Annotated in this window: 18 protein-coding genes; 6 read left to right on the plus strand and 12 right to left on the minus strand. The window is 72.2% G+C overall.

Annotated elements, in window-relative coordinates; genetic code table 11:
• Positions 1–2 precede the first annotated feature (2 nt).
• Together eboE and TN53_RS09920 are read left to right on the plus strand one after the other, a co-directional pair.
• Positions 3–1,205 (plus strand): metabolite traffic protein EboE, encoded by a 1,203-nt coding sequence (gene eboE / locus TN53_RS09915; protein ID WP_046258086.1) that lies wholly within the window; start codon positions 3–5, stop codon positions 1,203–1,205.
• Entirely contained in the window at positions 1,202–2,578 is a 1,377-nt protein-coding gene (locus TN53_RS09920) for an alkaline phosphatase family protein (protein ID WP_046258087.1), read from the plus strand. Before eboE ends, TN53_RS09920 begins: the two co-directional genes overlap by 4 nt.
• A 124-nt stretch (positions 2,579–2,702) precedes the next feature.
• Here TN53_RS09920 and TN53_RS09925 read toward each other — a convergent pair whose 3' ends face one another.
• The 5 genes from TN53_RS09925 to TN53_RS09945 all read right to left on the minus strand — a co-directional run bounded on the left by TN53_RS09925 (position 2,703) and on the right by TN53_RS09945 (position 7,413).
• On the minus strand, positions 2,703–3,494 hold the full coding sequence (locus TN53_RS09925) for an ABC transporter permease (RefSeq protein WP_046258088.1): 792 nt from the start codon (positions 3,492–3,494) through the stop codon (positions 2,703–2,705).
• The gene (locus TN53_RS09930) at positions 3,491–4,483 is read right to left on the minus strand and encodes an ATP-binding cassette domain-containing protein (protein ID WP_234441539.1); all 993 of its coding nucleotides are present in this window, start codon (positions 4,481–4,483) and stop codon (positions 3,491–3,493) included. Before TN53_RS09930 ends, TN53_RS09925 begins: the two co-directional genes overlap by 4 nt.
• Before the next feature lie 88 nt (positions 4,484–4,571).
• The gene (locus TN53_RS09935) at positions 4,572–5,414 is read right to left on the minus strand and encodes a DUF4097 family beta strand repeat-containing protein (protein ID WP_046258090.1); all 843 of its coding nucleotides are present in this window, start codon (positions 5,412–5,414) and stop codon (positions 4,572–4,574) included.
• Positions 5,415–5,508: 94 nt separating this feature from the next.
• Complete coding sequence (locus TN53_RS09940; RefSeq protein WP_046258091.1) at positions 5,509–6,021, minus strand: toxin-antitoxin system HicB family antitoxin; 513 nt, start codon at positions 6,019–6,021, stop codon at positions 5,509–5,511.
• A gap of 207 nt (positions 6,022–6,228) precedes the next feature.
• A complete protein-coding gene (locus TN53_RS09945; protein ID WP_052745164.1) occupies positions 6,229–7,413 on the minus strand; it encodes an MFS transporter in 1,185 nt (394 codons plus the stop codon).
• Between the two features lie 134 nt (positions 7,414–7,547).
• On the opposite strand from TN53_RS09945, the gene TN53_RS09950 reads away from it, so the two are divergent.
• The gene (locus TN53_RS09950) at positions 7,548–8,096 is read left to right on the plus strand and encodes an LLM class flavin-dependent oxidoreductase (RefSeq protein ID WP_046258092.1); all 549 of its coding nucleotides are present in this window, start codon (positions 7,548–7,550) and stop codon (positions 8,094–8,096) included.
• Here TN53_RS09950 and TN53_RS09955 read toward each other — a convergent pair.
• Together TN53_RS09955 and TN53_RS09960 are read right to left on the minus strand one after the other, a co-directional pair.
• Entirely contained in the window at positions 8,086–9,543 is a 1,458-nt protein-coding gene (locus TN53_RS09955) for a tryptophan 7-halogenase (protein WP_046258093.1), read from the minus strand. The two genes, TN53_RS09950 and TN53_RS09955, sit on opposite strands and share 11 nt — an antisense overlap.
• A gap of 37 nt (positions 9,544–9,580) precedes the next feature.
• A complete protein-coding gene (locus TN53_RS09960) occupies positions 9,581–17,539 on the minus strand; it encodes a type I polyketide synthase (protein WP_052745165.1) in 7,959 nt (2,652 codons plus the stop codon).
• Positions 17,540–17,789: 250 nt separating this feature from the next.
• Between TN53_RS09960 and TN53_RS09965 the strand changes: the two genes are divergently transcribed.
• On the plus strand, positions 17,790–18,941 hold the full coding sequence (locus tag TN53_RS09965; protein ID WP_046258094.1) for a S1 family peptidase: 1,152 nt from the start codon (positions 17,790–17,792) through the stop codon (positions 18,939–18,941).
• 56 nt (positions 18,942–18,997) lie between these two features.
• On the opposite strand, the gene TN53_RS09970 is transcribed toward TN53_RS09965, so the two are convergent.
• Positions 18,998–20,044, minus strand: coding sequence for a LacI family DNA-binding transcriptional regulator (locus tag TN53_RS09970; protein ID WP_046258095.1), 1,047 nt, complete (start codon positions 20,042–20,044; stop codon positions 18,998–19,000).
• Positions 20,045–20,193: 149 nt separating this feature from the next.
• Here TN53_RS09970 and TN53_RS09975 point away from each other — a divergent pair, with 149 nt between their 5' ends.
• Complete coding sequence (locus TN53_RS09975; protein ID WP_046258162.1) at positions 20,194–21,249, plus strand: glycoside hydrolase family 5 protein; 1,056 nt, start codon at positions 20,194–20,196, stop codon at positions 21,247–21,249.
• 65 nt (positions 21,250–21,314) lie between these two features.
• Here TN53_RS09975 and TN53_RS09980 read toward each other — a convergent pair whose 3' ends face one another.
• Positions 21,315–21,833: a CGNR zinc finger domain-containing protein gene (locus TN53_RS09980; protein ID WP_046258096.1), complete on the minus strand. Its 519-nt coding sequence runs from the start codon at positions 21,831–21,833 to the stop codon at positions 21,315–21,317.
• 26 nt (positions 21,834–21,859) lie between these two features.
• Between TN53_RS09980 and TN53_RS09985 the strand changes: the two genes are divergently transcribed.
• Complete coding sequence (locus TN53_RS09985) at positions 21,860–22,375, plus strand: GNAT family N-acetyltransferase (protein WP_046258163.1); 516 nt, start codon at positions 21,860–21,862, stop codon at positions 22,373–22,375.
• A gap of 108 nt (positions 22,376–22,483) precedes the next feature.
• Here TN53_RS09985 and TN53_RS09990 read toward each other — a convergent pair whose 3' ends face one another.
• From TN53_RS09990 to TN53_RS10000, 3 genes are read right to left on the minus strand one after another with little or no spacing between them, the layout of a single operon-like run.
• Complete coding sequence (locus TN53_RS09990; protein ID WP_046258097.1) at positions 22,484–23,470, minus strand: ABC transporter substrate-binding protein; 987 nt, start codon at positions 23,468–23,470, stop codon at positions 22,484–22,486.
• 8 nt (positions 23,471–23,478) lie between these two features.
• Complete coding sequence (locus TN53_RS09995; protein ID WP_046258098.1) at positions 23,479–24,246, minus strand: ABC transporter ATP-binding protein; 768 nt, start codon at positions 24,244–24,246, stop codon at positions 23,479–23,481.
• A gap of 2 nt (positions 24,247–24,248) precedes the next feature.
• Positions 24,249–25,304 (minus strand): FecCD family ABC transporter permease, encoded by a 1,056-nt coding sequence (locus tag TN53_RS10000; RefSeq protein WP_046258099.1) that lies wholly within the window; start codon positions 25,302–25,304, stop codon positions 24,249–24,251.
• Between the last annotated feature and the right edge of the window lie 116 nt (positions 25,305–25,420).

Consider the following 25,420-nt stretch of genomic DNA (forward strand, 5'->3'; position numbering starts at 1 on the left):
CCGTGCGCTTCGGACACCCCGACGGCACCACCGTCCACCTCGCCTATTGCAGCAACGTCCACCAGGCCGAGGATCTCGGCGGAGTGGTGGACCAACTCGCCGCGTACGCCGAGCCCGTACGGCAGACCCTCGGCGCCGACCTGCTCGGCATCGGCCTGTGGCTGGCCCGCGACGTGGTCAACGAACTGTCCGCCGCTCCCGACGCCGTACGCCGCCTGCGCGCCGAACTGACCGCGCGCGGCCTGGAGACGGTGACCCTCAACGCCTTCCCCTACGGCGGGTTCCACCGCGACGTCGTGAAGAAGGACGTCTACCTGCCCGACTGGGCCGATCCCGTCCGGCTGCGTTACACGGTCGACTGCGCCCGGGTCCTGGCGGGTCTGCTGCCGGACGACGCCCGGCGTGGCAGCGTCTCGACCCTCCCACTGGCCTGGCGTACACCGTGGCCGACCGAGGCGCGGGACTCCGCACGGCGGGCTCTCGACCAACTCGCCGGGCAGCTCGCCGGGTTGGCGCGGGAGACCGGCCGTACGATCAGGGTCGGGTTCGAGCCCGAGCCCGGATGCGTGGTGGAGAACACCGTCCAGGCCGCCCGGGAACTCGGGGGAGTGGACCCCGACTGGCTGGGGATCTGCCTCGACACCTGTCATCTCGCCGTGCAGTTCGAGGAACCGGCCGCCGCACTGCGCCGGCTCGCCGAGGCCGGGCTCCCGGTCGTCAAGGTGCAGGCGTCCAGCGCGCTCCAGGCCGCCGACCCCGCCGACCCCGAGGCGCGGCGCGCCCTCGCCCGGTTCGCGGAACCCCGGTTCCTGCACCAGACGCGCACCGCCCCGAACGGCACCGTCACCGGCGTGGACGACCTTCCCGAGGCACTGGCCGGCGGTCTGGACCCCGGCTCGCCCTGGCGGGTGCACTTCCACGCGCCCCTGCACGCCGCGCCCGAGCCGCCGCTCAGCACCACGGCGGACGAACTGACCTCGTCTCTAGGTGTGTTGCTCGGCGGCCCGCAAGCCGTGAGCGACCACGTCGAGGTCGAGACCTACACCTGGTCGGTCCTTCCCGAACACCTCCGTCCGCAGGACCGCGAGGGCCTCGTCGCGGGTCTGGCCGCCGAACTGGCCTGGACGCGCGACCGGTTCGAGGAACTCGGCCTGAAGCCACATCTCGATGCGACAGCACACTCACCCAAGGAGCCCGTCCCATGACCCGACTGGTCGTCCTCGACATCGTCGGCCTCACCCCCCGCATGCTCAGCCACATGCCCGCCGTCTCGGCCGTCGCCGAACAGGGCTTCCAAGCCCGGCTCAACACCGTGCTGCCCGCTGTGACCTGCTCCGTGCAGTCCACCCTCCTCACCGGCGCGCCGCCCTCCGAGCACGGAATCGTCGGCAACGGCTGGTACTTCCGGGACCTCGGCGAGGTCCTGCTGTGGCGCCAGCACAACGCCCTCGTCGGCGGGGAGAAGATCTGGGACACCGCCCGCAAGGCCGAGCCCGGCTACAAGGTCGCCAACGTCTGCTGGTGGTACGCCATGGGCGCCGACGTCGACCTCACCGTCACCCCCCGCCCGATCTACTACTCCGACGGCCGCAAGGAACCCGACTGCTACACCTGGCCGCCCGCCCTGCACGACGAACTCGCCGACAGGCTCGGCGATTTCCCCCTGTTCACCTACTGGGGACCCAACGCCGGGCTGCCCTCCAGCCAGTGGATCCTCGCCGCCGCCCGCCAGATCTTCGACGAGCACCGCCCCGACCTGACCCTGGTCTACGTCCCGCACCTCGACTACGAGCCCCAGCGCTCCGGCCCCGGCTCCCCGCAGACCGCTCGTGAGGCCCGCCGCCTCGACGACGCCCTGCGGCCTCTGCTGGACCACTTCCGGCGCGAGAACGCGACCGTCGTCATCCTGAGCGAATACGGCATCGCGCCCGCCTCCCGCCCCGTCGACATCAACCGCGCCCTGCGCCGGGCCGGACTGCTCGAAGTGCACACCCAGGACGGCATGGAGTACCTCGACCCCTGGACGTCCCGGGCCTTCGCCGTCGCCGACCACCAGATCGCCCACGTCTATGTCCGCGACCCGGCCGACACGGCGGCGGTGGCGAAGATCGTCGCCGAACTCCCCGGAGTCGAGCAGGTGTTGGACGCCGAGGGCAAGGCGGCCCACGGACTCGACCACGAACGCTCGGGAGAGCTGGTCGCCGTAGCGGAGTCCGACGCCTGGTTCACGTACTACTACTGGCTGGACGACGACCGTGCCCCGGACTTCGCCCGCCAGGTGGAGATCCACCGCAAGCCCGGCTACGACCCCGCCGAGCTCCTCTACGACCCCGCGGTCCCCGCCGTGAAGGCCCGCGCCATCGGCCAGGTCGCCCGCAAGAAGGCCGGGCTGCGCTACCGCATCCAGACCGTCCCGCTGGACCCCTCCGGCGTCCGCGGCAGTCACGGCCGCCTGCCGCAGGACCCGCAGGACAGCCCCGTACTGCTGTGCTCGCGGCCCGACAGCGCACGCGACGAGATCGACGCGACCGACGTCAAGAGCCTCCTCCTGACGCTGGCCGGCATCACCACCGACTGAGCCACCGGAGCTTCCCCGACCCCTGGGGTGCGGCAGCTGTCTGTGGCCTGGTGACGGCTTCGAGGGCACCGGCCGCCTGATGCGGTCGGTGCCCTCGGGCGGGCGGCGGGGCGAGCCGGCGCCGCTACTTCGGGTCGCGGTCGAAGAGCGACTTGGACCAGAAGTAGCCGAGCGCCGTGAGACCCAGGCACCAGGCCACGGCCAGCCAGCCGTTGTGGCCGATCTCGGTGCCGAGCAGCAGTCCGCGCAGGGTCTCGATGGCCGGGGTGAAGGGCTGGTACTCGGCGATGGGCCGGAACCAGCCCGGCATCGCGTCCACCGGGACGAAGGTGCTGGAGATCAGCGGCAGGAAGATCAGCGGCATCGCGTTGTTGCTCGCCGCCTCGGGGTTCGGGCTGGACAGGCCCATGGCGACCGCGATCCAGGTGAGGGCCAGGGCGAAGAGCGCGATCAGCCCGAACGCGGCGATCCATTCCAGGACGGTGGCGTCGACGGAGCGGAAGCCGATGGCCAGCCCGACGACCCCGACGAGGACTCCACTGGCGATGCACTGCAGCACGCTGCCGATGACGTGCCCGATCAGTACCGATCCGCGGTGGATCGCCATGGTGCGGAAGCGGGCGATGATGCCCTCGTTCATGTCCATGGAGACGGACACCGCGGTGCCGATCGTGGTGGAGCCGATGGTCATCAACAGAATGCCGGGGACGAGATACGCGATGTACTCGGAGCGGTCCGCCCCGCCGCCCCCGATGCCGGCGCTCATCGCGTCGCCGAAGATGTAGACGAAGAGCAGCAGCAGCATGACCGGGGTGAGCAGCAGGTTCAGGGTCATCGACGGGTAGCGACGGGCGTGCAGGAGGTTGCGGCGCAGCATCGTGGACGAGTCGCGTACGGCGAGGGACAGGGTGCTCATCGGACGGACTCCTTGGGCTTGTCGGTGTCGCCGGTCAGGGCGAAGAACACGTCGTCGAGGTCGGGGGTGTGCACCGTCAGCTCGTCGGCCTCGATGCCGGCCGCGTCCAACCAGTCGAGGAGGGAGCGCAGTTCGCGCTGGCTGCCGTCGCTGGGGATCTGCAGCGCGAGAGCCTCGTCGTCCCGGGTGACCTCACGCAGAGCGTCGGCGGCGCTCCGGTAGGCGTCCGGGGCGGTGAAGCGGAGCCGGACGTGGCCGCCGGGGATGAGCCGCTTGAGCTCCTCGGCGCTGCCCTCGGCGGCGATCTTGCCGTCGTTCAACACCGCGATGCGGTCGGCGAGTTGGTCGGCCTCCTCCAGGTACTGCGTGGTGAGGAAGACGGTGACTCCGTCCGTGACCAGCTCGCGGATGATCTGCCACATGTTGTGGCGGCTGCGCGGGTCGAGGCCGGTGGTGGGTTCGTCGAGGAAGATGATCCGCGGATTGCCGACCAGGGTCATGGCGATGTCGAGGCGGCGCTTCATGCCGCCGGAGTAGGTGGAGGCGGGCTTCTTCGCGGCCTCGGTGAGGTCGAACCGCTCCAGGAGTTCGGCGGTGACCCGACGTCCCTCCTGCTTCGGCAGGTGGTGCAGGTCCGCCATCAGGAGCATGTTCTCCTCGCCGGTGATCAGCCCGTCGACGGCGGAGAACTGCCCGGTGACACCGATCGCGGCCCGCACCCCGTCCGGTGACATGGCGACGTCGTGGCCCGCGACCTGGGCCTGTCCGCCATCGGCGGTGATCAGCGTGGACAGGATCTTCACGGCGGTGGTCTTGCCGGCGCCGTTCGGCCCGAGCAGCGCGAACACCGAGCCGGCCGGGATGTGCAGATCGATGCCGTCGAGGACGACCTTGTCGCCGTACGACTTGCGCAGATCGACGGTGGAGACGGCGGCCGGCGGCGTGTGACCGCCATCCTGCCTGGGCGTGGGCATGACAGAAGAAGGCATGGGGCCCTCCGATCGAAGGCTGAAGGAGAACGAGCTGAGGGAGAACGAGGCGAGGGGCCGGCGTGGTGGGGAGGGGAGGCGGTGGCCGTCAGGCCTTGGCGCGGAGGACGTCGATGTTGCCCCAGTTGGTCCGTGCGTGAACCTTGACGGTGTCCTCGGTCTGCTCCGGGGCCTCGGAGGCGGCGATCGTGTTGCGCACCTGCCCGCGGTTGGAGCTGACGTCGAGCCAGGCGGCGGTGCCCTGGCGGATCCCGATCTCGATGGCGCCGTTGGATGTCTCCAACCGGACCTCGCCGCGGGCGACTTCGGCGACACGCAGGTGGCCGTTGGTCGTGGTCCCGGTGACCGACGACTCGGCGCGCGCGATGTCGATGCCGCCATTGGCGCCGTTCATCCGCAGCTCGCCGGTCACGGCCCCGACGGTCGTGGTGCCGTGTGTGTTCTTCAGGACGGCGGGTCCGTCGACGAGGCCGACGCGCAGGTTGCCGGAGCTGGTGGTCAACTCGGCCTCGCCCTCGACCCGGTCGACGGTGATCGAGCCGTGCGACACGTTCAACCGGAGCGGCCCCGTGGTGTCGAGGCGGACGTCACCGGTGGAGGTCTTCACACGGACCTCCCCGAGCCGGCCCTCGCCGAGCACCTGGATCCAGGAGCCGGTCAGCTCCACGCTCGAGTCCGTGGGCAGGTCGACCGTCACGTCGACGGCGCCGCTGGGACCGACGAGGCGACGCTCCTTCGTCCTGACGGTCAGGACGCCGCTCGTGTACACGACCTCGGTCTGTTCGGCGGCCCGCACGTCCTTGTCCTTCTTCGGGTCGCGGGGCCGCACCTCCACGACGGTGTCGGGGCGGTCGCCCGCGGTGAGCTGGATGGAACCGGCCCCCACGTGCGCGGTGACCGAGATCGGTTCGGAAGTGTCGAAAGAAGGCATGACTGTCCCGTCCTCTTGGGTCTTCAAGGCGTCCCCCCTGGTGGGACGTGGTGTGGGTGCGGTGTCGATTTCCTGGGGCCGGGCGTTGGTGCGGTCAGCGCACCCAGCCCGTGAAGCTCTGTCCGAGGGTCTGGGTCTTCTCCGGCGTACGTGGCCGGGTGCCGCCGTCGACCGCGTACGACACGGCGCGCACCAGCCACGCGTTGACCGACAGGCCCTCGCGGCTCGCGGCCTCCTCGGCGCGTGTCTTGAGGTGGGCCGGCAGCCGCAGATTGATGCGGGCGGTACCGCCCTCGTCTCCGTCGGTCGGGGTCCTGAGCGGTTCGGCGGGCGTGGCCGGCTCCGCGGGGGCGCCGCCGTAGGTGGGCGGCGGTGTCACCACGAAATCGGGGTCGAGCCCGCGCAGCCGTACGTCGACCGAGCCGGGAGCGAGATCGCGGGTGATCTCGTCCATCGCGGCGGAGAGCACGTTGAGCATGGTCAGCCGAGTCGCCGACTCCAGGGGAGCGGTAAGTCGCTCCGCCAGCTCGCGGGCTTCGTCGCCACCGGCTTCGGCGGCCACCGCGAGTTCGCGGCGGAGGCTGTCGACATACGGGGTGAGGTCCATGACGCCATCATGGCACCACGATGGCGCCATGTGCAAGCCATGGAGTGGCGCCAGTGGTGTCACCTCGGGGGCTGGCTGCTCCGACCTGCGAAAACGCGGTGATGCCTATCTGGCTGGCGGTGGTGCCATGCGTGCTCAGATGTCCTCGCGGGCGCGGAATGGCGTCACAGTGGCGTTAGGAGGTGCCATGAGGTGCCACGGCACACGTCACCTGAGAAAGAGCAGGAGCAGCACGATCGCGACCGACACCGTCAGAAGCCCACCCCCGGTGACGGCCCAGCCGGCCCCGAACGTGGCCCCCGCCACACCGTGTGCCAGGTCGCCCAACCGCGGCCCGCCCGCCGCCACCACCGTGTCGATCCCCTGGAGCCGGCCCCGCATCCCGTCCGGCACGGCCGTCTGCAGAACCGTCCGACGAAAGACGCCGAGCACGAGAAGTGCGCCGCCCGCCAGGGCCAGCCAGCCGGCCGCCGCGACCAGCGAGCCGGCCACTCCGAACCCCGCGACGGCCAGCCCCCAGACGCCCACCGAGACCGCGACCGCGACGCCGTGCCGGCCCACGCGGGTGAAGGCCCCGGAGAAGAGTCCGGCCAGCACCCCGCCCGCCGAGAGGGCGGCGTACAGAACGCCGATGTCCGACGGCTGGAAGGTCTCCTGGGCCAGCTGCGGGAAGAGAGCGGTGGGCAACCCCAGGAACAGCGCGGCGAAGTCGGCGAGATACACCAGCAGCAGTACCTGACGCCGCGCCACGAACCGAAAGCCGTCAGCGATCTCCCGGACACCGGCCCGCTTCCCGGCGCAGCCCAGGGCAGGGAGCGGTGGCAGCCGCCACACCGCCCACACCGTCGCGCAGACGGCGACGGCATCCGCCAGATACAGCGTCCGCGCACCCACCACCGGCAGCAGTACGCCGGCCAGCAACGGACCCGCGATCCCGGCGGACATGACGACCGTCGACTGCAGCGCGTTGGCGGCGGCCAGCGACTCGGGCGGCACCAGACGGGGAACGACCGCCCGCCCCACCGCGGCATTGGCGCCGAACAGGGCCTGCTGTACACCCACCAGCACCAGCAGCACACCGACCGACCGCAGGCCCGCGCGGGCCTGGGCCCACAGCAGCAGCGAGGTCACACCGATCCCGGCCGTCGTCACCAGCAGTACCCGCCGCCGGTCCCGCACGTCGGCCAGCGCACCTCCCCACAGCGCGGCCGCGGCCATCGGCGCGAAGCCCACCAACCCGGCCAGTCCGACGTAGGCGGACGACCCGGTGAAGCCGTAGAGCTGCAACGGCACCACGACCGCGGTGAGCTGAGCTCCCAGACCGGTCACGAGGCCGGCCGCCCACAGGCGTCTGAAGGCGCCCCCGCGCAACGGCCGTACGTCCACCAGCACCCGCGCCTCCTCGCCCGTCCGATCCCTGAAACCGATGCTGGAGGCTCCCCTCGGGGCAAGGTCAACGAGCGCTGTCACATGCTTGTCATGTGCGAGCGGGAATGCCCCTCCCGCGCCCGCCGGTTGCCCGGGGTATGACCATCGGCGTAGCACTCCCTGTCCAGTACCGGATCGATCGCACGGTGCAACTCGCCCGGGAGGCCCATGAGTTCGGGCTGCGTTCCGCGTGGTTCGGGCAGACCTTCGGGTACGACTCGCCCTCGCTCGCCGCGATCGTCGGCCGCGAGGTGCCCCGACTGCATGTCGGGACCGCCGCGATCCCCGTCTTCGGCCGCCATCCGCTGCTCGTCTCGAGCCAGGCGCAGACGGCCCAGGCCGCCACCGGAGGCCGGTACCACCTCGGGCTCGCCCTCGGCACCAGGCATCTGACCGAGACCGGCTTCGGCATCCCGTACGAGCGCCCGATCGCCCGGCTCCGCGAGTTCCGGGTCATCGGCCTCTCCGGTGCCGCCCGCGCCGCCGACCTGGCCGTCATCGGCGACGAGGAGACCGTCGCCGCCGAGGTGCGCCGCTACCGGGAGGCCGGGGCGACGGAGGTGGTGTTCACCGCGACGGACCTGGGCGGCGAGGAGGACCGGCGCCGCACCTGGAAGCTGCTGGGGGAACTGGCGGTCACGCCTTGACCCAGGCCAGGCCGTCCGGCGTGACGGCCAGGCCGTCGGGGTCGGCCGGACCGGGGTCGTCGAGCGGGCCGCCGTAAAGGGCCTGCTCCTGAAGGTCGTTGCCGGTCCGGAAGGTCTCACCGACGACCGGGGCGGACAGCAGCGGGTTGATGCGGCCGTCAGAGGCCGCCAACTTCCCCACCGCGCTGTCGAGTTGGGCCGCCGCGGTGTGCCAGCCCGTATGGACCACCGCGGTGTCGCCGGACACCAGTCCGCCCGCCAGTTCGGCGAACGCGGCGGCCTCGCCGAGCTCCACCTCGGTGATCTTCTTCGCCGACCAGAAGTAAGAGTTCTCGTTGCGCTCCATGTCGTAGAAGGAGATCAGGAAGTCGTAGAACACGCGGTACTCGCGGCGGTAGCGGGCCTCGAACTCGGCGAAGCCCCGTTCCTCGGACACGCTGCCGTCCAGCGCGGAGTTCACCGAACGGGCGGCGAGCAGGGCACCGTAGGTGGCCAGATGGACGCCGGAGGACAGCACCGGGTCCACGAAGCACGCGGCGTCGCCGACCAGCGCCATGCCCGGAGTCCAGAAGGACTTCTTCCAGTACGACCAGTCCTTGCGCACCCGCACCTGGTCGTACGGCCGCTCGGTCGCCTCCGGTACGCCCGCCACCAGCCGGCTCACCTCGGGACAGGCCGCGATCATGTCCCGCCACGCGGCCCGAGCGTCGCGCTGGACGGCCGGCGTGTGCTCGGGGGAGATCACCGCGCCGACACTCGTCAGGTCGTCGCGCAGCGGGATGTACCAGAGCCAGCCGGCGTCGAACGCGGCGCAGAAGATGTTGCCGCTGTTCGGCTCGGGCAGCCGGGCCCCGCCCGCGAAGTAGCCGAACACGGCGAGGTTGCGGAAGAAGTCGGAGTACACGCGCCCGCCACCGACCCCGCCGTGGAGCCGGCTGGTGTTCCCGGACGCGTCGATGACGTAAGGGGCGTATGCCGTACGGGAGGTGCCGTCGGCGTCGGTGTACTCGACGCCCCGCACCCGCTCGTCGTCGGCGACGACGCGCCGCACCGGACTGCCCTCGCGGACCTCGACGCCGGCCCGCCGGGCACCGCGCAGCAGGATCTCGTCGAACCGTGAGCGCTCCACCTGGAAGGCCGTCGCGGTGGGCTCGGGCACACGCGGAGTCATGGCGAAGGAGAACTGCCACGGCTCGGGGTCACGGCCCCAGCGCAGCGTGCCGCCGCGCTTGAGGGTGAAGCCGGCCTGCTGCACCTCGTCGGCGACACCGAGGATGCGGCACAGGCCGTGGACCGTGGCGGGCAGGAGCGACTCGCCGATCTGGTAGCGCGGGAAGGTCTCCCGCTCCAGCAGCAGGACCCGGTGTCCGCGCTTGGCCACGACGGTCGCGGCGGTCGATCCCGCGGGACCGCCGCCGACGACGATCAGGTCGTACTCCCGGGTCATACGGCAACTCCTGTTTCCCTGGTGCGATGTCGGCGGATCATGCCGTCAGCCAGGCGCGCATCGCCGCGGCCGTGGTGTCGGCGTCGTGGTGGACGAGGGTGTAGTGGTCGCCGGGGACGTCCGCGGTGTCGTGCGGCAGAGGCCAGCGCGGCAGCCACTCCCCGTCGGGGTCGATGCGGCGCATCTGCGCGGTCGGCCGGCCCCGCACCAGGAGAGTCGGAACCGGTGACGGTTCGGGGTCCCAGTTCTCCAGCACGCGCGCGTAGCCCCCGCCGGCGATCAGCAACGAGTCCTCGAACTCGGCGACGACGTCGTCCGGCAGCTCCGCGCCGGCCGTCATCAGGGCCAGCGCCCGTTCGTCGTCCCGGCGCAGCACACCCGCATGGGCGTCGAGCAGGATCAGCCCGGCCGGCGGCCGCCCCGACCGGGCGAGCTCCCGCGCCACGGCGTGCGCGATCGCGCCCCCGGCGCAGTAGCCCACGAGGACGACCGGCCCCTGGGACGACAGAGCGCCCACCGCGTCGACATGCGTCCGCACGACCGCGGCCGCGTTGTCGGGCACGGCCTTGCGGGCGCCGAGACCGGGGTGCTCCAGCAGGAACAGGTCGCGCTCGCCGTCGAACTGCTTGGCCAGACCGGCGGGGACGCGATGGTACGGCGTGAGGTAGTCCGGGATGTACGCCAGCGTGGTGCCCGCACCCCGCGCCAGCCGGACCGGATCGACCGCGTACCGGCCGCGCTCGGCGGCGGTGAAGGACGGGAGGGCGTGGGACGCCAGGTAGCGCAGCCCCATCGCCTCCAGAGGGCCGCGCTCGCGCAGGACCTGGTGGTACAGGGGGCCGAAGCGGTAGGAGGATGGCTCGTCCCCGCCTTCGGCACCGCTCCCGGGTTCGGCCTCTGCGTCCGGAAGAGCTTCGCGCAGGGTGTCGTGGACATGCGCGGCCAGCGAATGCAGCGTCGGATGGTCGAACACGATCGTGGACGCCAGCCGCACGCGCGTGAACGCGCTGAGCCGGTTGCGGAACTGCACCGCCATCAGCGAGTCGAAGCCCAGCTCCCCGAAGGCGCGATCGGTGGGGAGCGCGGCCGGGTCCTCGAAGCCCAGCAGCAGCGCGAATTCGGCGCGGATCAGGTCGACCAGCACGTGCTCCCGCTCATGTGCCGGAACGGAGGCGAGCCGCTCCCGCCAGGCGCCGGGAGCCTGCGCGGCGGCGGTCGGGGCGACGGCCGGACGCTTCGGCACCAGGTCCGTGAGGACCGGCGGGGTGGCCGGACCGCCGAGCGCCCTCAGGTTCAGAGGGATCGGCACCAGCACCGGCTCCGGGGTCCGCAGCGCCCGGTCGAGCAGAGCGATGCCCTCCTCCTCGTCCACCGACAGGACACCGCCGTCGCCGAGTCGGTGCGCCGGGACCTGGGCCGCCATGCCGTCGTCCCCGGCGGTGATCCACGGGCCCCAGGCCAGGGCCTGCGCGGGCAGGCCCTGGGCGACGCGATGCCGGGCGAGCGCGTCGAGAAAGCCGTTGGCCGCCGCGTAGTTGGCCTGTCCGGGGCGGCCCAGCACGCCCGCGGCCGAGGAGTAGAGCACGAACGCGGACAGCCCGAGATCCTTGGTGGCCTCGTGCAGATGCCAGGCGGCGTCCGCCTTCGGCGCGAGCACGGCCGCCAACCGCTGCGGGGTCAGGCCGTCCACGACGCCGTCGTCCACGATGCCGGAGAGATGGAACACCGCCGTCAGCGCCGGCCGACAGGACGCGACCAGGGTGTCCACGGCGGCGCGGTCGCTGACCTCGCAGGCCGTCGTGCGCACGGTCGCGTCGAGTTCGGCGGCCCATGCCGGCGTACGACCGCTGCGGTTCACCAACAGCAGGTGGCGGACCCCGTGTTCGGCCACCAGGTACCGGGCGAGGCTCGCGCCGAGCGCACCGGTGCCGCCGGTGATCAGTACCGTCCCTTCGGGATCGAGGGCGGGTGCCGCCGCCTGGGGCCGCACCGCGGTCAGCCGGGGCGCGAGGACGACGCCGTCCTGAACGGCCACCTGGGGTTCGCCGGTGCGCAGTGCCGCGTCGAGGTCCGCCGGGGACGCGGGGCCATCGCGGCGGTCGACCAGCACGATCCGGCCGGGGTGCTCGGACTGGGCGCTGCGGAGGAGTCCGGCGACCGCGGCCGCCGCCGGGTCGGGATCGTCTCCGGTGGCGTTGTGGGTGAGCACCAGGAGCCGCCCCGGCCGCGCGTCGGCGATCCAGTCCCGCACGCCCGTGAGCGTGGCGGTGAGCAGCGTCAGTGCCCGCTCGGGCAGGGCGGTTGCCGTGTCCGGTCCCGTCAGGTCGAGCAGTTCGTGCCGCGTGTCGCCGTCGCCGCCCGCCGTGCCGGGCCGCCATGCCAGGCGGTACAACTCGGCCTCGACAGCGGGGCGTTGGGCGGGCAGGACGCGCGTTACCAGGGACTCGACCGTGGCGATCGGCTGTCCGGCGTGGTCCGTGAGAGCGACCCGGAACTCGTCCGGGCCGAGCCGCTCCAGCTGGGCCCGGGCGGAGGTGGCGCCGGTGGCGTGGACCGTCAGTCCGGCGCAGGTGAGCGGGACCCGCGCCTCGCCCGGGCCTTCGGCCACAAGGGCGGCGTGCAGCGCCGCGTCGAGGAGTGCGGGATGCAGGGTGTACGAGCCGGCGGTCGCCGCTTCCCGGGGCGGCAGGGCCAGTTCGGCGAACAGGGACGTCCCCCGGCGCCACAGCGCCGTCACCGCGCGGAAGGCCGGACCGTAGTGGTGGCCGTGCGCGGCGAGCCGGTCGTAGTCGACCGGCAGCGGCTCGGCACCGGTGGGCGGCCATGTCCCGCGCGGAACGACGGGCGCCGCGGCGGCCGGGGCGATGGTCGCGGTGGCGTGCCGCGTCCACGTGTCGCCCGCCCGGGCCCAGACGGTGACCGGCCGGTTCCCCGCCTCGTCCGGACCGTCGGTGACGACCTGAAGGCGCACCGGCTCCGACTCCGGCAGGACCAGCGGCTCCCGGAAGGCCAGTTCGGTCAGCCGGACCGGACCCGATGTCCCGGCCGCGTGGCAGACCAGCTCGGCGAACGCCGCCGCGGGCACCAGGACCCGGCCGCCGATCGCATGGTCGGCGAGCCAGGACTGGCGTACGACGGAAAGCACCCCGGCGTGCCGCACGCCGGGTCCGTCGGCGTCCGGCTGCGGCTCGCCCAGCAGCGGATGCCCGGCCGGGGCGGTGTGCCGTACCGCGTCCAGCCAGTAGCGCTGCCGCTGGAACGGGTAGGTGGGCAGCGGGCGGCGACGGGCACCGCTGTCCGCGTACACCGACCGCCAGTCGACCGGGACGCCGTGCACATGGAGCGCGGCCAGCCCCGCGAGTGCGCCGCGTGCGTCGGCGCACGGCGTGAACACCGCGCCCGCGTCCGGGGCGAGACAGTCCTCGGCCGCCACACTGAGCGCGGCGGCCGGACCGGCCTCGACGAACGCCGTCACGCCCGCCTGCGCCAGCCAGTTCACCGCGTCGGCGAACCGGACGGTCTCGCGCACCTGCCGTACCCAGTAGTCGGCGGTGGCGAGCGCCTCGGGCTCGGGGCGGCCGGTCACCGTGGACACCACCGGTACCGACGGCCGGTGGTAGCTCACGGTCTCGGCGACCGCCCGGAACTCGGCCAGCATCGGGTCGAGCAGCGGCGAGTGGAAGGCGTGGCTCACCCGCAACCGGGTGCTCCGGCCGCCGAGCGAGTCGGCCAGCGCGGTCACCGCGTCCTCGTCACCGGACACCACGACGGACGTCGGCCCGTTGACCGCGGCGATCGTCACGCGGCCGCGCGCCTCGCCGAGCCGGCGTGCCACCTCGGCCTCCGGTGCCCGCACCGCGATCATCGCGCCACCGGCGGGCAGCGCGGCCATCAACCGCCCGCGCGCGGCGACCAGCCGGACCGCGTCGCCGAGCGAGAACACCCCGGCGAGATACGCGGCCGTCAGTTCGCCGATCGAGTGACCGACCAGGTAGTCCGGTCGTACGCCCCAGTCGCCGAGCAAGGTGTGCAGGGCGACCTCGAAGGCGAACAGCGCGGGTTGCGCGTAGTCGGTGCGGTCCAGCAGGTCGCTGTCGGGATCGTCGATCACTTCCCGCAGCGGCCGGTCCAGCAACGGCCCGAACCACTCGCACACTTCGGAGAACGCCGCGTCGAACACCGGGAACCTCGCGGCGAGTTCGCGGCCCATCCCGGCCCGCTGCGTGCCCTGGCCGGCGCAGAGCAGCGCCAGCCCGGGGGTGCCACGCACGGTGTTCCTGAGCAGCGCCGGACCGTCCTCGCCGGCCGCCAACCGCCGTAGACCGGCGATCAGTTCGGAGGCGTCGGAGCCCAGTACGGCCGCGCGGTGAGGCAGGGGAGCCCTGGTGGCCGCCAGTGAATACGCGATGTCCAGCGCGGCTTCTCCGGTCGCGTCCGAGGCGGCGTCCGTGTCCGCCAGTGTCGCCGCGAGTTTCCCGGCGTGGGCCCGGAGACCGGCCGCGTCGCCGCCGCTCACCAGCCAGGAGGCCACGGGCAGTCGACGCGTGGCCTCGGCTGTGCCGTCCGACTCCGAGGGCTGCTCGATGATCACATGCGCGTTGGTGCCCCCGATGCCGAACGAGGAGACCGCCGCCCGGCGCGGCCGGTCGCGCCGCGGCCACGGCCGCGCCCGGTCGAGCAGTCGCACCGCTCCCGCGGACCAGTCCACGTGCGGCGACGGCCGCTCCGCGTACAGCGAGCGGGGCAGTTCGCCGTGGTGCATCGCCTCGATCATCTTGATCACGCCGGCCACCCCGGCCGCGGCCTGCGAGTGCCCGAGGTTCGACTTGACCGAGCCCAGCCACAACGGGTCGGCCCGGTCACGGCCTTGCCCGTAGGTGGCCAGTACGGCACCCGCCTCGATCGGGTCGCCGAGAGCGGTGCCCGTGCCATGCCCCTCGACCGCGTCCACGTCGGCCGGGCCGAGGCCCGCGTCGGCCAGCGTCAGCCGGATCAGCTCGCGCTGCGCCTCGCCGTTGGGGGCCGTCAGCCCGTTGGACGCGCCGTCGGAGTTCACCGCGGACCCGCGCAGCACGGCCAGCACCGGATGGCCGTTGCGCCGGGCGTCCGACAGCTTCTCCAACAGCACCAGCCCGACGCCTTCGGCCCACGCGGTGCCTTCCGCGTCCGCCGCGAACGACCGGCACCGGCCGTCCGCCGACAGAGCGCGCTGCCGGCTGAACGCGATGAACGGCTGCGGGCTCGACAGCACCGTGACCCCACCGGCCAGCGCGAGCGTGCACTCGCCCGCCCGCAGCGCCCTGGCCGCCAGGTCCATCGCGACCAGCGACGACGAACAGGCCGTGTCGACGGTCATCGTCGGACCGCGCAGGCCCAGGACGTAGGAGATCCGGCCCGAGGCCACACTGCCCGACGACCCGATGCCGATGTGCGACTCCAGCTCGTGCGGCGAAAGGCCGGTGCCGTAACCGGCGTGCATCAGACCGACGTACACCCCGGTACTGGAGCCGCGCAGCGACGGCGCGGGGATGCCGGCGCGTTCCAGCGTCTCCCAGGCGACCTCGAGGAGCAGCCGGTGCTGGGGGTCCGTGGCCAGCGCCTCGCGCGGGGAGATGCCGAAGAACAGCGGGTCGAAGTCGGCCACACCGTCCAGGAAGCCGCCGCGCCGGGTGTAGGTCGTGCCCAGCCGGTCGGGGTCGGGATGGACGAGGGTGTCGATGTCCCAGCCGCGGTCGGTGGGGAAGTCGCCGGTGGCGTCCACGCCCTCGGAGACCAGCCGCCACAGGTCCTCGGGGGAGCTCACGCCGCCCGGGTAACGGCAGCCGACGGCCACGATCGCCACCGGTTCGGCCTCCGGGCCGCGGCGGGGAGCGGCCGTCGCGGGAGCGGGTGAGGACGCGGGAGCGGTGGTGTCACCGCTCATCCGGCTGTCCAGGTAGGCGGCGACCGCGGCCGGGTTCGGATGGTCCCAGACCAGCGTGGCCGGCAGCCGCAGGCCGGTGCGCAGACTGAGCCGGTGCCACAGGGTCATGGCGTCCAGCGAGGTCAGGCCGAGATCGGCGAACGCGGTGCCGGGATCGGCCGCCGTGCCCCGGATCGCCTCGGCCTGGGCGCACACCAACTCCGTGAGCGCGGTGCGTCGTTCACCGGCCGTGAGACCGGCCAGCCGCGCCAGTTCCGGTGCCGGCGGGCGCTCGGCGAGCGTCTCGCGCAGCACCGCCCGCCGGGGCTTGCCCGCCGCCGTGCGCGGGACGGCCGGCGTGAACAGGACCTCCTCGGGCACCTTGTGCGCCGAGAGCACCTCGGCGCATCCCCGCAGCAGATCGGCCGGGTCGAGCGACTGCTCCGCCGGCACCACGAACGCCACCGGGACCTCGCCGAGCAGCGGATGCTCCCGTGCCACCACGGCCGCGTCCCGCACCCCGGGCAGAGCGCGCAGCACCCGCTCGACCTCGGCCGGGTCGACGTTCTCGCCGCCGCGCACGATCCGGTCGCCCAGCCGGCCGGTGACGGTCAGACCGCCGTCCCCTCCGAGCCGGCCCAGGTCGCCTGTGCGGTACCAGCCGTCGCGCACGGCATCGGCGCTCGCCTCGGGCCGGTTGTGGTAGCCGAGCATGACACCGGGGCCGCGCACCCAGATCTCACCCTCGCCGCCGACCGAGTCCTCGTCGCCGACCGCGTCCAGCCCGCTGTCGGGGTCGACCAGGCGGACCTCCATGCCGGGCACCGGAGTCCCGCTGCCGCCCCGTGCCCGCGGCCCGTTCAACGCCTCCATGGCGATCTTGCCGCAGGTCTCGGTGGAGCCGTAGCCGTCCAGGAGCGGTGCGCCGAACCGCTGCTCGACCTCTTCCCGTAGATCCGCGTCGCTCGGTGCGCCCGCGGTGACGCACACCCGCAGCGTGGGCACCGCGCCCAGGCCGCTGTCGAGCAGCTGCCGGAAGGTGAGCGGCACGCCACCCAGCACGGTCGGCTCGAACTCGCCGATCAGCCGGACCAGTCGGGCCGGGTCCGGCGCCGAGGTGATCCGCGCGCTCGCCCCGGCCACGGTCGTGCCCAGCACACAGAGGGAGTGGGCGTAGGTGTGGGCCAGCGGCAGCGGCCAGAGCACACGGTCCGTGTCCGTGAGCCCCAGCCGAGGCAGATAGCAGGCGAACGAGGACCAGAGCGCGGACCGCTGGCTGGACACGGCCGCCGTCGGTGTCCCGGAGGTGCCGGAGGTGTAGAGCAGCCAGGCCGGTTCATCCAGCCCGAGATCATCGCGGGGAGCGACCGGACCTTCGGCCCCGAGACCGCCCCCGGCTTCGAGACTGCCCCCGGCTTCGAGACTGCCTTCGGCTCCGAGACTGCCTTCGGCTCCGAGGCCGCCCGCGGCCGCAAGACTGTCCCGGGCTTCGAGGCCGCCCTCGGCTCCGAGACTGCCCCCGGCTCCGAGGCCGCCCCCGGCTTCGAGGCTGCCCTCGGCCCCGAGCCTTCCCCCGGCCTTGAAACCATCCCCGGCCCCGAAACTGCCCCCTGCCTTGAAGTCACCCCCGGCCAAGTGCGCGCCCCCGGCGATGAGTTCGTCGATGTGCGAGGCATCCTCCGGCACCTCGCCCTCGCCGGTCACCACCAGCCGCACCGATCGTCCGGCGACCATCCCGGCGATGCGCGGCAGACGCCGCTGATCGGTGACGACCACGGCCGGATCACAGTCGGCCAGCAGGTACGCGAGTTCGGCATGGGTGGCGCGCGGAGGCAGCGGTACACCGATGGCCGCGGCCCGGACGGTGGCCAGCAGTCCCTCGACCAGCTCCACACTGTTGTCCAGGCAGAACGCCACCCGGGCACCGCGCTCGACCCCGAGTCCGGCCGCCAACCGGGCGGTCCGACGGTCCAGTTCGGCCCAGCTGACACCGCGCCGGTCGTCGGCGAACGCGAGCTTCCCGCCGTACCGTACGGCGTTCTCCGCGAGCAGCTCCGCCACCGGCCGAACCACGACCGCTTCCGCCAAACCCATCGGGCCTCCTGTCAGGGGGAGTCCGCACCGCGGCGGATCTTGAAGCAGCGTACGTCGGTGCGGCACAACCATGGCCGAAACCCGGCCAGTTGACCGGGAGGGTGCAGTCCCAAGCGGGCCGTCCGTTGGTATGGACCTGTTCATGATCGGCCGCTAGGCTCTGCCGCGCCACACCCCTGAGAGCGCTCTCAGAGATCCACTGCTCCTGCGGTTCCACCCCACTCCACTGGAACGACGAAGGGCAACCCCCATGAGACGCACCGGATTCACGCATGCCGCTCTGGCCGTGCTGCTCACGCTCGGCGTCGGCCTCGCCGCGGGCGCCGCCCCCGCCTCGGCCGGCGATTCCGCCGCGCAGGCACCCGCCTCCGCCGGTCTCCTTACCGCCATGCAGCGCGACCTGAACCTCTCGAAGGCCGAGGCCGAGGAGAGGCTCGCCGCCGAGCGTCGGGCCACGGCCCTGGAGCCCAAGGCCCGCCGGGCCGCCGGGACTTCCTTCGGCGGCACCTGGTTCGACGCCACCGCCGGCCGGCTGACCGTCGGCCTCACCCCGGACGCGACGCCGGCGACCCTCCGGGACGTACGGGCCACGGGCGCCGCCGTCCGCACTGTCACGTACAGCGCGCGCGAACTGGCCGCCGCCCGGGCACGGCTCGACAAACTGCCCGCACCCGCGGGAGTGAGCAGCTGGCACGTTGACTTCAAGGCGAGCACGGTCGTCGTGAACGTCGTCGCGAGCGAGCAAGCGGACAACGATGTCCGGCAGTTCACGGCCCGGGCCCACCGCGCGGGCCCCGTCACCGTCCGGCACGTCTCCGCCGCACCCCAGACTTTTGCCGCCGGAACCGTCGGCGGCGACCCCTACTACACCGGCAACGTCCGCTGCTCCATAGGGTTCTCGGTGTACGGCGGGTTCATCACCGCCGGGCACTGCGGGCAGCCGTCCGCCGCCGTCTACGGCTGGGACCGCAGCTACATCGGCAACTTCCAGGGCTCGTCCTTCCCGGACAACGACTACGCCTGGGTCAACGTGGGCAGCGGCTGGTGGACGGTGCCGGTCGTGCTCGGTTGGGGCACCGTCTCCGACCGGCTCGTGCGCGGCTCGAACGTGGCGCCGGTCGGCTCCTCGATCTGCCGCTCGGGTTCGACCACCCACTGGCACTGCGGCACAGTCCTCGCGACGAACGAGACCGTCAACTACAGCCAGGGCGCCGTGCACCAGATGACCAAGACCAGCGTCTGCGCCGAACCCGGCGACTCCGGCGGCTCGTTCATCAGCGGCGACCAGGCACAGGGTGTCACCTCCGGCGGCTGGGGCAACTGCAGCGGTGGGGGCGAGACCTGGTTCCAGCCCGTCAACGAGATCCTCAACCGGTACGGCCTGACGCTGCACACCGCCTGAACCGTGGGGCCCGGCCCCGTTCGGCCGGGCCCTCACAGCCCCACGACGAGTGACAGTCAGCCTCGTGGGGGTGCGGTGCTCTGTCTGAGCACCAACCGGGTCGGGACCAGGTCGGTGCCCGGCCGGGAGTCGTCCCGGGTGCGGATCTGCTGGAGCGCCTTCTGCACACAGCGGTGGCCCACCTCGGCGAAGTCCTGGTGGACGGTGGTCAGGGGCGGCACGAAGAACGCGGCCTCGGGGATGTCGTCGAAGCCGACCACGCTGATGTCGTCGGGGACGGCGCGGCCACGCTCGTGGAAGGCGCGCAGCAGCCCCAGCGCCATCTGGTCGTTGGCCGCGAACACGGCCGTGCAGTCGGGCTGTTCGGCGAGCGTGAGTCCGGCCGCGTACCCCGACTCGGCCGACCAGTCGCCGTGCAGCGCCGGTGGCACCGGACGTCCGGCCTCCGCCAGCACCGTGCGCCACGCCTGGGTCCGGCGCTGACCGGAGAAGGAGGTCTGCGGACCGGTGACATGCCATACGGTGCGATGGCCCAGGTCGAGCAGATGTTGTACGGCCTTGCGCGCACCGTCCGCCTGGTCGGTGTCGACCACGGTGTAGCGGTCGCCGGCGTCGGAGTCCACGACCACGGCGTGGACGCCGGGCGGGAGTTGGACGGTGCCGGCGTCCAGGAGACGGATCTCCATGATGACGATGACGGCGTCGACGGCCAGCTCGCCCATGCGCGTGAAGGCCCCCAGCACATTGTCCTGCGTCGGGACGTCGATGGGGATCAGGGTGATCGCGTAGCCCTCGGCCGCCGCGTGGGTGGCGATCGCCTCCACGGTACGGCTGTTGCCGGTGGAGGAGAGGCTGAAGAGGATCACGCCGATGGTGTTGAACTGGCCGTAGCGCAGGGCGCGGGCCGCGCTGTTGGGCCGGTAGCCCAGCTCCCGCATCGCCGCGAGCACCTGCTCGCGCGTCGAGGCGATCACCCCGGGATGACCGTTGGCGACCCGCGAGACGGTCTGGGACGAGACGCCCGCGAGCTGGGCGACGTCGGCCATGGACACCCGCTGCTTACGGCGCCCGCCGGGCACGTCGGAGCCACCCCGTTCCACCACTGGTGCCTCCTTCGATCCCGGTGTGAGCGCTGTTGCGCGCCGCATCGGATGTTACGTGTGGGAAACCTTGACGGCCGTTGGGGCGGATGTCACGATTCCGGCGCCGTCATGTTTACGTAAACATGCTGTCGTCCTGGAAGGGCACGTCGATGCGCAAGACCCCTGTCAGCACCCGCCTCGCCCCCCGACTCCGCGCCACCTTCGCCGCGGTCGCGGTCGCCGCCGTCACCGGCGCCACCCTGGCGGGCAGCCCGGCCTCCGCCGCGCCGAGCACCGACACCACCCAGTTCAAGGGCGTCAACTGGGCCGACCCCCGCGACAACTTCGCCGACGACCTGCTCCAGCTGTCCGGCCTGTCGACCTCGGACGGCTACCGGGAGACGTACACCAAGTCGAGCCGGATCATCGCGGCGTTCCGCGCGAACCTCGGCGCCAACACCGTCCGGCTGCCGATCAATCCGTACACCGTCAACGGCTCCTACTGGAAGTCGTACCGCGGTGTCATCGACGCGGCGACGGCGCAGGGCTTCAAGGTCATCGTGTCCTACTGGGAGGGCACGGGGGAGCGCAAGGACGGCTACATCGACGACACCGCCACCTACTGGCCCATGTGGGACACCGTGGTGAAGGCCTACAAGAACAACTCGAAGGTCTACTTCGAGCCGATGAACGAGCCCCACGGCTACACCGACACCGAGTGGGCCGACATAGCGGCGAAGTGGCTCCAGACCTACTCGAAGGTGCCGCGCAACCGGGTCTTCGTCAGCGGCGCCGGCTACAACGACCACGTCACCTCGGTCTGCGCCGACCCGCGCCTCAAGGGCACGTACCTGTCGCTGCACCACTACGGCTTCTGGAAGTCGTACGCCACCTACGAGGAGTGGGTCGCCGACCTCAAGGTGCGCATCGGTGACTGCGCGAACCGGACCGTGGCGGACGAGTTCGGCGCCCCGATGACGACCGGCCTGAACTACAACGTGCCGACCCCGGACGACAACTACGTCAACTTCATCCAGGCCGTCACCGACACCTTCCGCGAGCTGAAGATGGGCTCCGTGTACTGGCCGGGCCTGCGGACCGACGACACGTACTCGGTCCAGAAGCTGACCGGCACCCCGGCCAAGCCCTGGCTGGCCACCACCAACCAGTCCGGCGCGGACCGCCTCGCCTGGGCGTGGGGCCGGGGCAAGCCCGTCCAGGACTGATCCTCTGCGACCTGTCCGGCCGCGGTGCGCTCGCTCGCACCGCGGCCGACGGTTGTTCGGTACCCCTAGGCGACGCGTGCCCGGTGGCGGCGGACGGCGTCGCGGTTGGCGCAACGTGGGGAGCAGTAGCGCTGTCTGCCCGTGCGTGAGGTGTCGGCGAAGATCGTGGTGCACTCCGTCACGGCGCAGCGTCTGAGGCGGTGCACGCCGCGTCCCGCCAGGTGGAGTGCGGTGCCCACGGCGATCAGGGAGAACAGCACGCCGCCGAGCGGCTGTCCCGCGTCGCGGTAGTGCAGATGCCAGCCGGTGCCGACGTGGTTGGTCATCCGCGGGTAGGCGGCGGCCGCGGCCAGCATCCGGTTGACCAGCTCGGCGCGCTCGTGCTCGTCCGTGGTGTCGACGACCTTCTCCCACGCGTCCAGCACCTCTCCCGTGCGCTCCAGGTCCTCCGGCGTGGCCGGACCTTCCACCACCAGTCCGGCGGCACGGCAGCGGTCGGTGAGCTCGCAGGCGTCCGCCGGGCGGCGGTTGGCCAGGTCGGCGGCCAGCTTCACGGCATCCTCGCCGTAAGGGTTGAGGTGCATAAGGTCATTACATCAGGGTCATGGTCATGGAACAACGCACCGGACCCCGATCCGACGTACGGCAGGCCGTATCCGAGGTACGGCAGGCCGTGGAGTACGACCTCGTCGAACTCGTCCGCCTGCGGACGCTGCTGTTCGAGCACCTCGGAGGCGACTTCTTCGACCCCGCGGCGGCGGACGACGGCTGGCTGGACGCCCTGGCCGTGGTGCTCAAGGAACAGCTGACCGCGGACGGCGTACTCATCCTGGTCGTGGACGGCGCCGACGGCGGCCTCGCCGCCTGCGGGATCGGCACCATCGAGCAACGGCTGCCAGGGCCGCATCTGCACAACGGCCGGATCGGGCAGGTCATCGGCGTGATCACCGACCCCGCCCACCGGCGGCGCGGGCACAGTCGCGCGATCATGCGAGGACTGCTCGACTGGTTCCGGGACCGCGAGGTCGCGCGCGTGGACCTGTACGCCTCCGTCGAGGGCGAACCGCTCTACCGCGAGCTCGGGTTCACCCCGCACCCCGACCCCGCCCTGTACCGGCGCCCGTGAGACACGGTGCGCAGTCCGATGTGAGGATCCACCCGCAACGTGAACCGGACCTGAAAGCCGCACAGTTGCGGCGTGTTCGGCCGGCAAGCGGGCCTCGCCGAGGCGCGGTCAGCCGGCCGTCCGCAGATACGCGCCGAGCCGGGCGATCGCCGAGGGATTGCGCGGGCTCTCGACCAGGTCGACGTAGTCGAGCGTGAAGATCCGCCGGTGCTTGACGGCGGAGACATTGCGCAGCGGGGCGTAGGAAAGCAGGAACTTCTTCTTCTGCTCCGCGCTGACGTCGCCGTAGTCGCAGATCACGATGACGTCGGGGTTCCGCTGGACCACGCTCTCCCAGCCGACCGTGGTCCAGGAGTCCTGCACGTCGTGCATGACGTTGACGCCGCCGGCCTCGCTGATGATCTGGTCGGGGGCGGCGTAACGGCCGGAGGTGAAGGGCTGGTCCTGGCCGCTGTCGTAGAGGAACACCGTCGGCTTCTTCGCCGGCGCCTCGGCATGGACGGCTGCGACCTCCTTCCTGAACCCGGAGATCAGCGTGGCCGCGCGCTTCTCGACGCCGAACAGCTTCCCGAGGTTGGTGAGGTCGGTGTAGAGGGCCTGAAGCGGCGGCATGATGCCGCGTGAGGTCTTCGTCCGGCCGTTGCGGCAGGACTCGGTGAGGATGTACGAGGGGATGCCGAGCTTCTTCAGGGCGTCGGGGGTGAAGCCGGCGTCCTCGCGGAAGCCGTAGTTCCAGCCCGCGAAGACCATGTCGCCGCGGGCGTCGAGGACGTTCTCCTTGGTGAGCTGGTCCTTGGAGAGCCACCTGACCTTGTCGTAGCCGTCCTTCCACGGGACACCGCCGAGGTCACCCTTGTCGTCGGGCATGGCGAACCCGGCCATCCGGTCCTGCAGACCGAGCGCGAACATCAGCTCGGTGATCCCGACGTCGTTGGTGACGACGCGCTCGGGGACCTTGTCGAACGTCACCTTCTGGCCGCAGTTGGTGAGGGTGACCGACGAGGACTTGGCGTCCTTCGACGTCGTCTCCACCGACGCGCCGCATCCGGTGGCGGTCGCGGCGAGACACAGGGCGGCGGCGAGCAGTTTGCGCATGGGGGTCCTCACGGTTTCTGCGGGAGCAGGTCGAAAAGAAGCTGGAGGGCGCCTGTCTCCGGATGGCGTACGGGATGCGCGCGCACCCCGAACACCTTGGCGAGCAGGGCCGGTTGAAGCACGTCGTGCGGCGTTCCGGACGCGACGACCCGGCCGCCCTGGATCACGTACAGGACATCGCAGTGCGCGGCGGCCAGGTTGAGGTCGTGCAGGGCGGTGAGCACGGTGACGCCGCTGGCGCGCACCAGGGACAGCACGTCCAACTGGTGGGCGATGTCGAGGTGGTTGGTGGGTTCGTCGAGGACGAGCACCCGGGGCCGCTGGGCGAGGGCGCGGGCGATCAGGACGCGTTGCTTCTCACCGCCGGACAGGGCGAGGAACCCGCGCTCGGCGAGGTGCTCCACACCGGTGCGCCGCATGGCCTCCGCGCAGATCTCCGCATCGGAGGCGGCCGTACGGTCCCGGTGCGGCAGCCGTCCCATGGCGACCACCTCGGCGACGGTGAAGTCGAACTCCGCCGACGACTCCTGCGGCAGCGCCGCCAGCACCCGGGCGGTGTCCCGGGCCGGCATCGTGTGCACGTCCTCCCCGTCGAGCCTGATTACGCCCCCGGCGGGCCGCAGTGCCCGGTACACACAGCGCAGCAGCGTCGACTTGCCGCTGCCGTTGGGGCCGACCAGCCCGACGAACGCCCCGCTGTCCACGGCCAGTCGGAGGTCGTCCACGATCCGGGCCCCGGCGATCTCGACCGTCACGTCCTCGATGTCGAGCCTCATCGTCAGCGGCCTCCGAACGCGTAGCCGCCGCGCCGCATCAGCAGCAGGAAGGCGGGCACACCCACCACGGCGGTGATCACTCCGACGGGCAGCTCGGCGGGCGCCAGCAACAGCCGGGACAGCACATCCGCCCATACGAGCAGGACGGCCCCGGCGAGCGGCGCCACGGCCAGCACCCGCCGGTGGTCGGCGCCGACCAGCATCCGTACGACATGCGGCACCATCAGCCCGACGAACCCGATGGCCCCGCTGACCGCGACCACGGTCCCGGTCACCGCGGCGGTCACGAGGAACAACTCCCGTCGCAGCAAAGTCGGACGGACGCCCAGCGCGGCCGAGGTCTCATCGCCCATGGCCAGCGCGTTGAGCGACTCGGCCCGCCACCGCAACCACGCCCACCCGGCCGCCACGGTCACGGCGACGAGCGGCACCTGCGCCCAGGCCGCCCCGCCCAGACTGCCGAGCAGCCACATCAGCGCCGACCGGGCCGCCTCACCGCGCGCCGCGCCGAACACCATCACCGTGGTGACCGCCTCGAAGCCGTACGCCAACGCCGTACCGGTGAGAACCAGCCGCAGCGGGGTCAGCCCGTGCGGAGACCGGGCCGCGGCGTAGACCAGCACCATCGCCGCGAGCGCCGAGCCGAACGCCGCTACCGACAGTGCCCAGATCCCGAGCCCGGCGAACGCGCCGAGCAGGATGACCGCGTTGGCGCCCACCGCGGCTCCGGAGGAGATGCCGAGCACGAAGGGGTCGGCGAGCGCGTTGCGGACCATCGCCTGCACGGCCACCCCGACGGCCGCGAGCCCCGCCCCGACGACGGCACCGAGCACGACCCGCGGCAGCCGGATCTCCCAGACGATGGTGTACGCGGCGACGTCGTCGGCGTGCACGGTCCCGCCGGTCAGCCCGGCCCACAGAAACCGGAAGACCTCCGCCCAGCCGATCCCGGCGGCCCCCAGTCCCACGCCGCCGACCAGGGACACCAGGAGGAGCAGTGCCGTCCCGATCACCAACGGGGGCAGGGGTATTCGGCTCGGTGCGGGACTTCGGCGCACGGTCGGGGCGGTCCTTCGAGTGGGGCCGCCTGATGAACGTCAAGGAGCCGGCCCGTACGACCCGAGGCCGCGCGGTCCCCTCTCGCAGTCCTCGGCGAGCAGTCAACGGGTCGCGC

Origin of the sequence: Streptomyces sp. WM6386, assembly GCF_000972385.1 — a bacterium.
GTDB lineage: Bacteria > Actinomycetota > Actinomycetes > Streptomycetales > Streptomycetaceae > Streptomyces.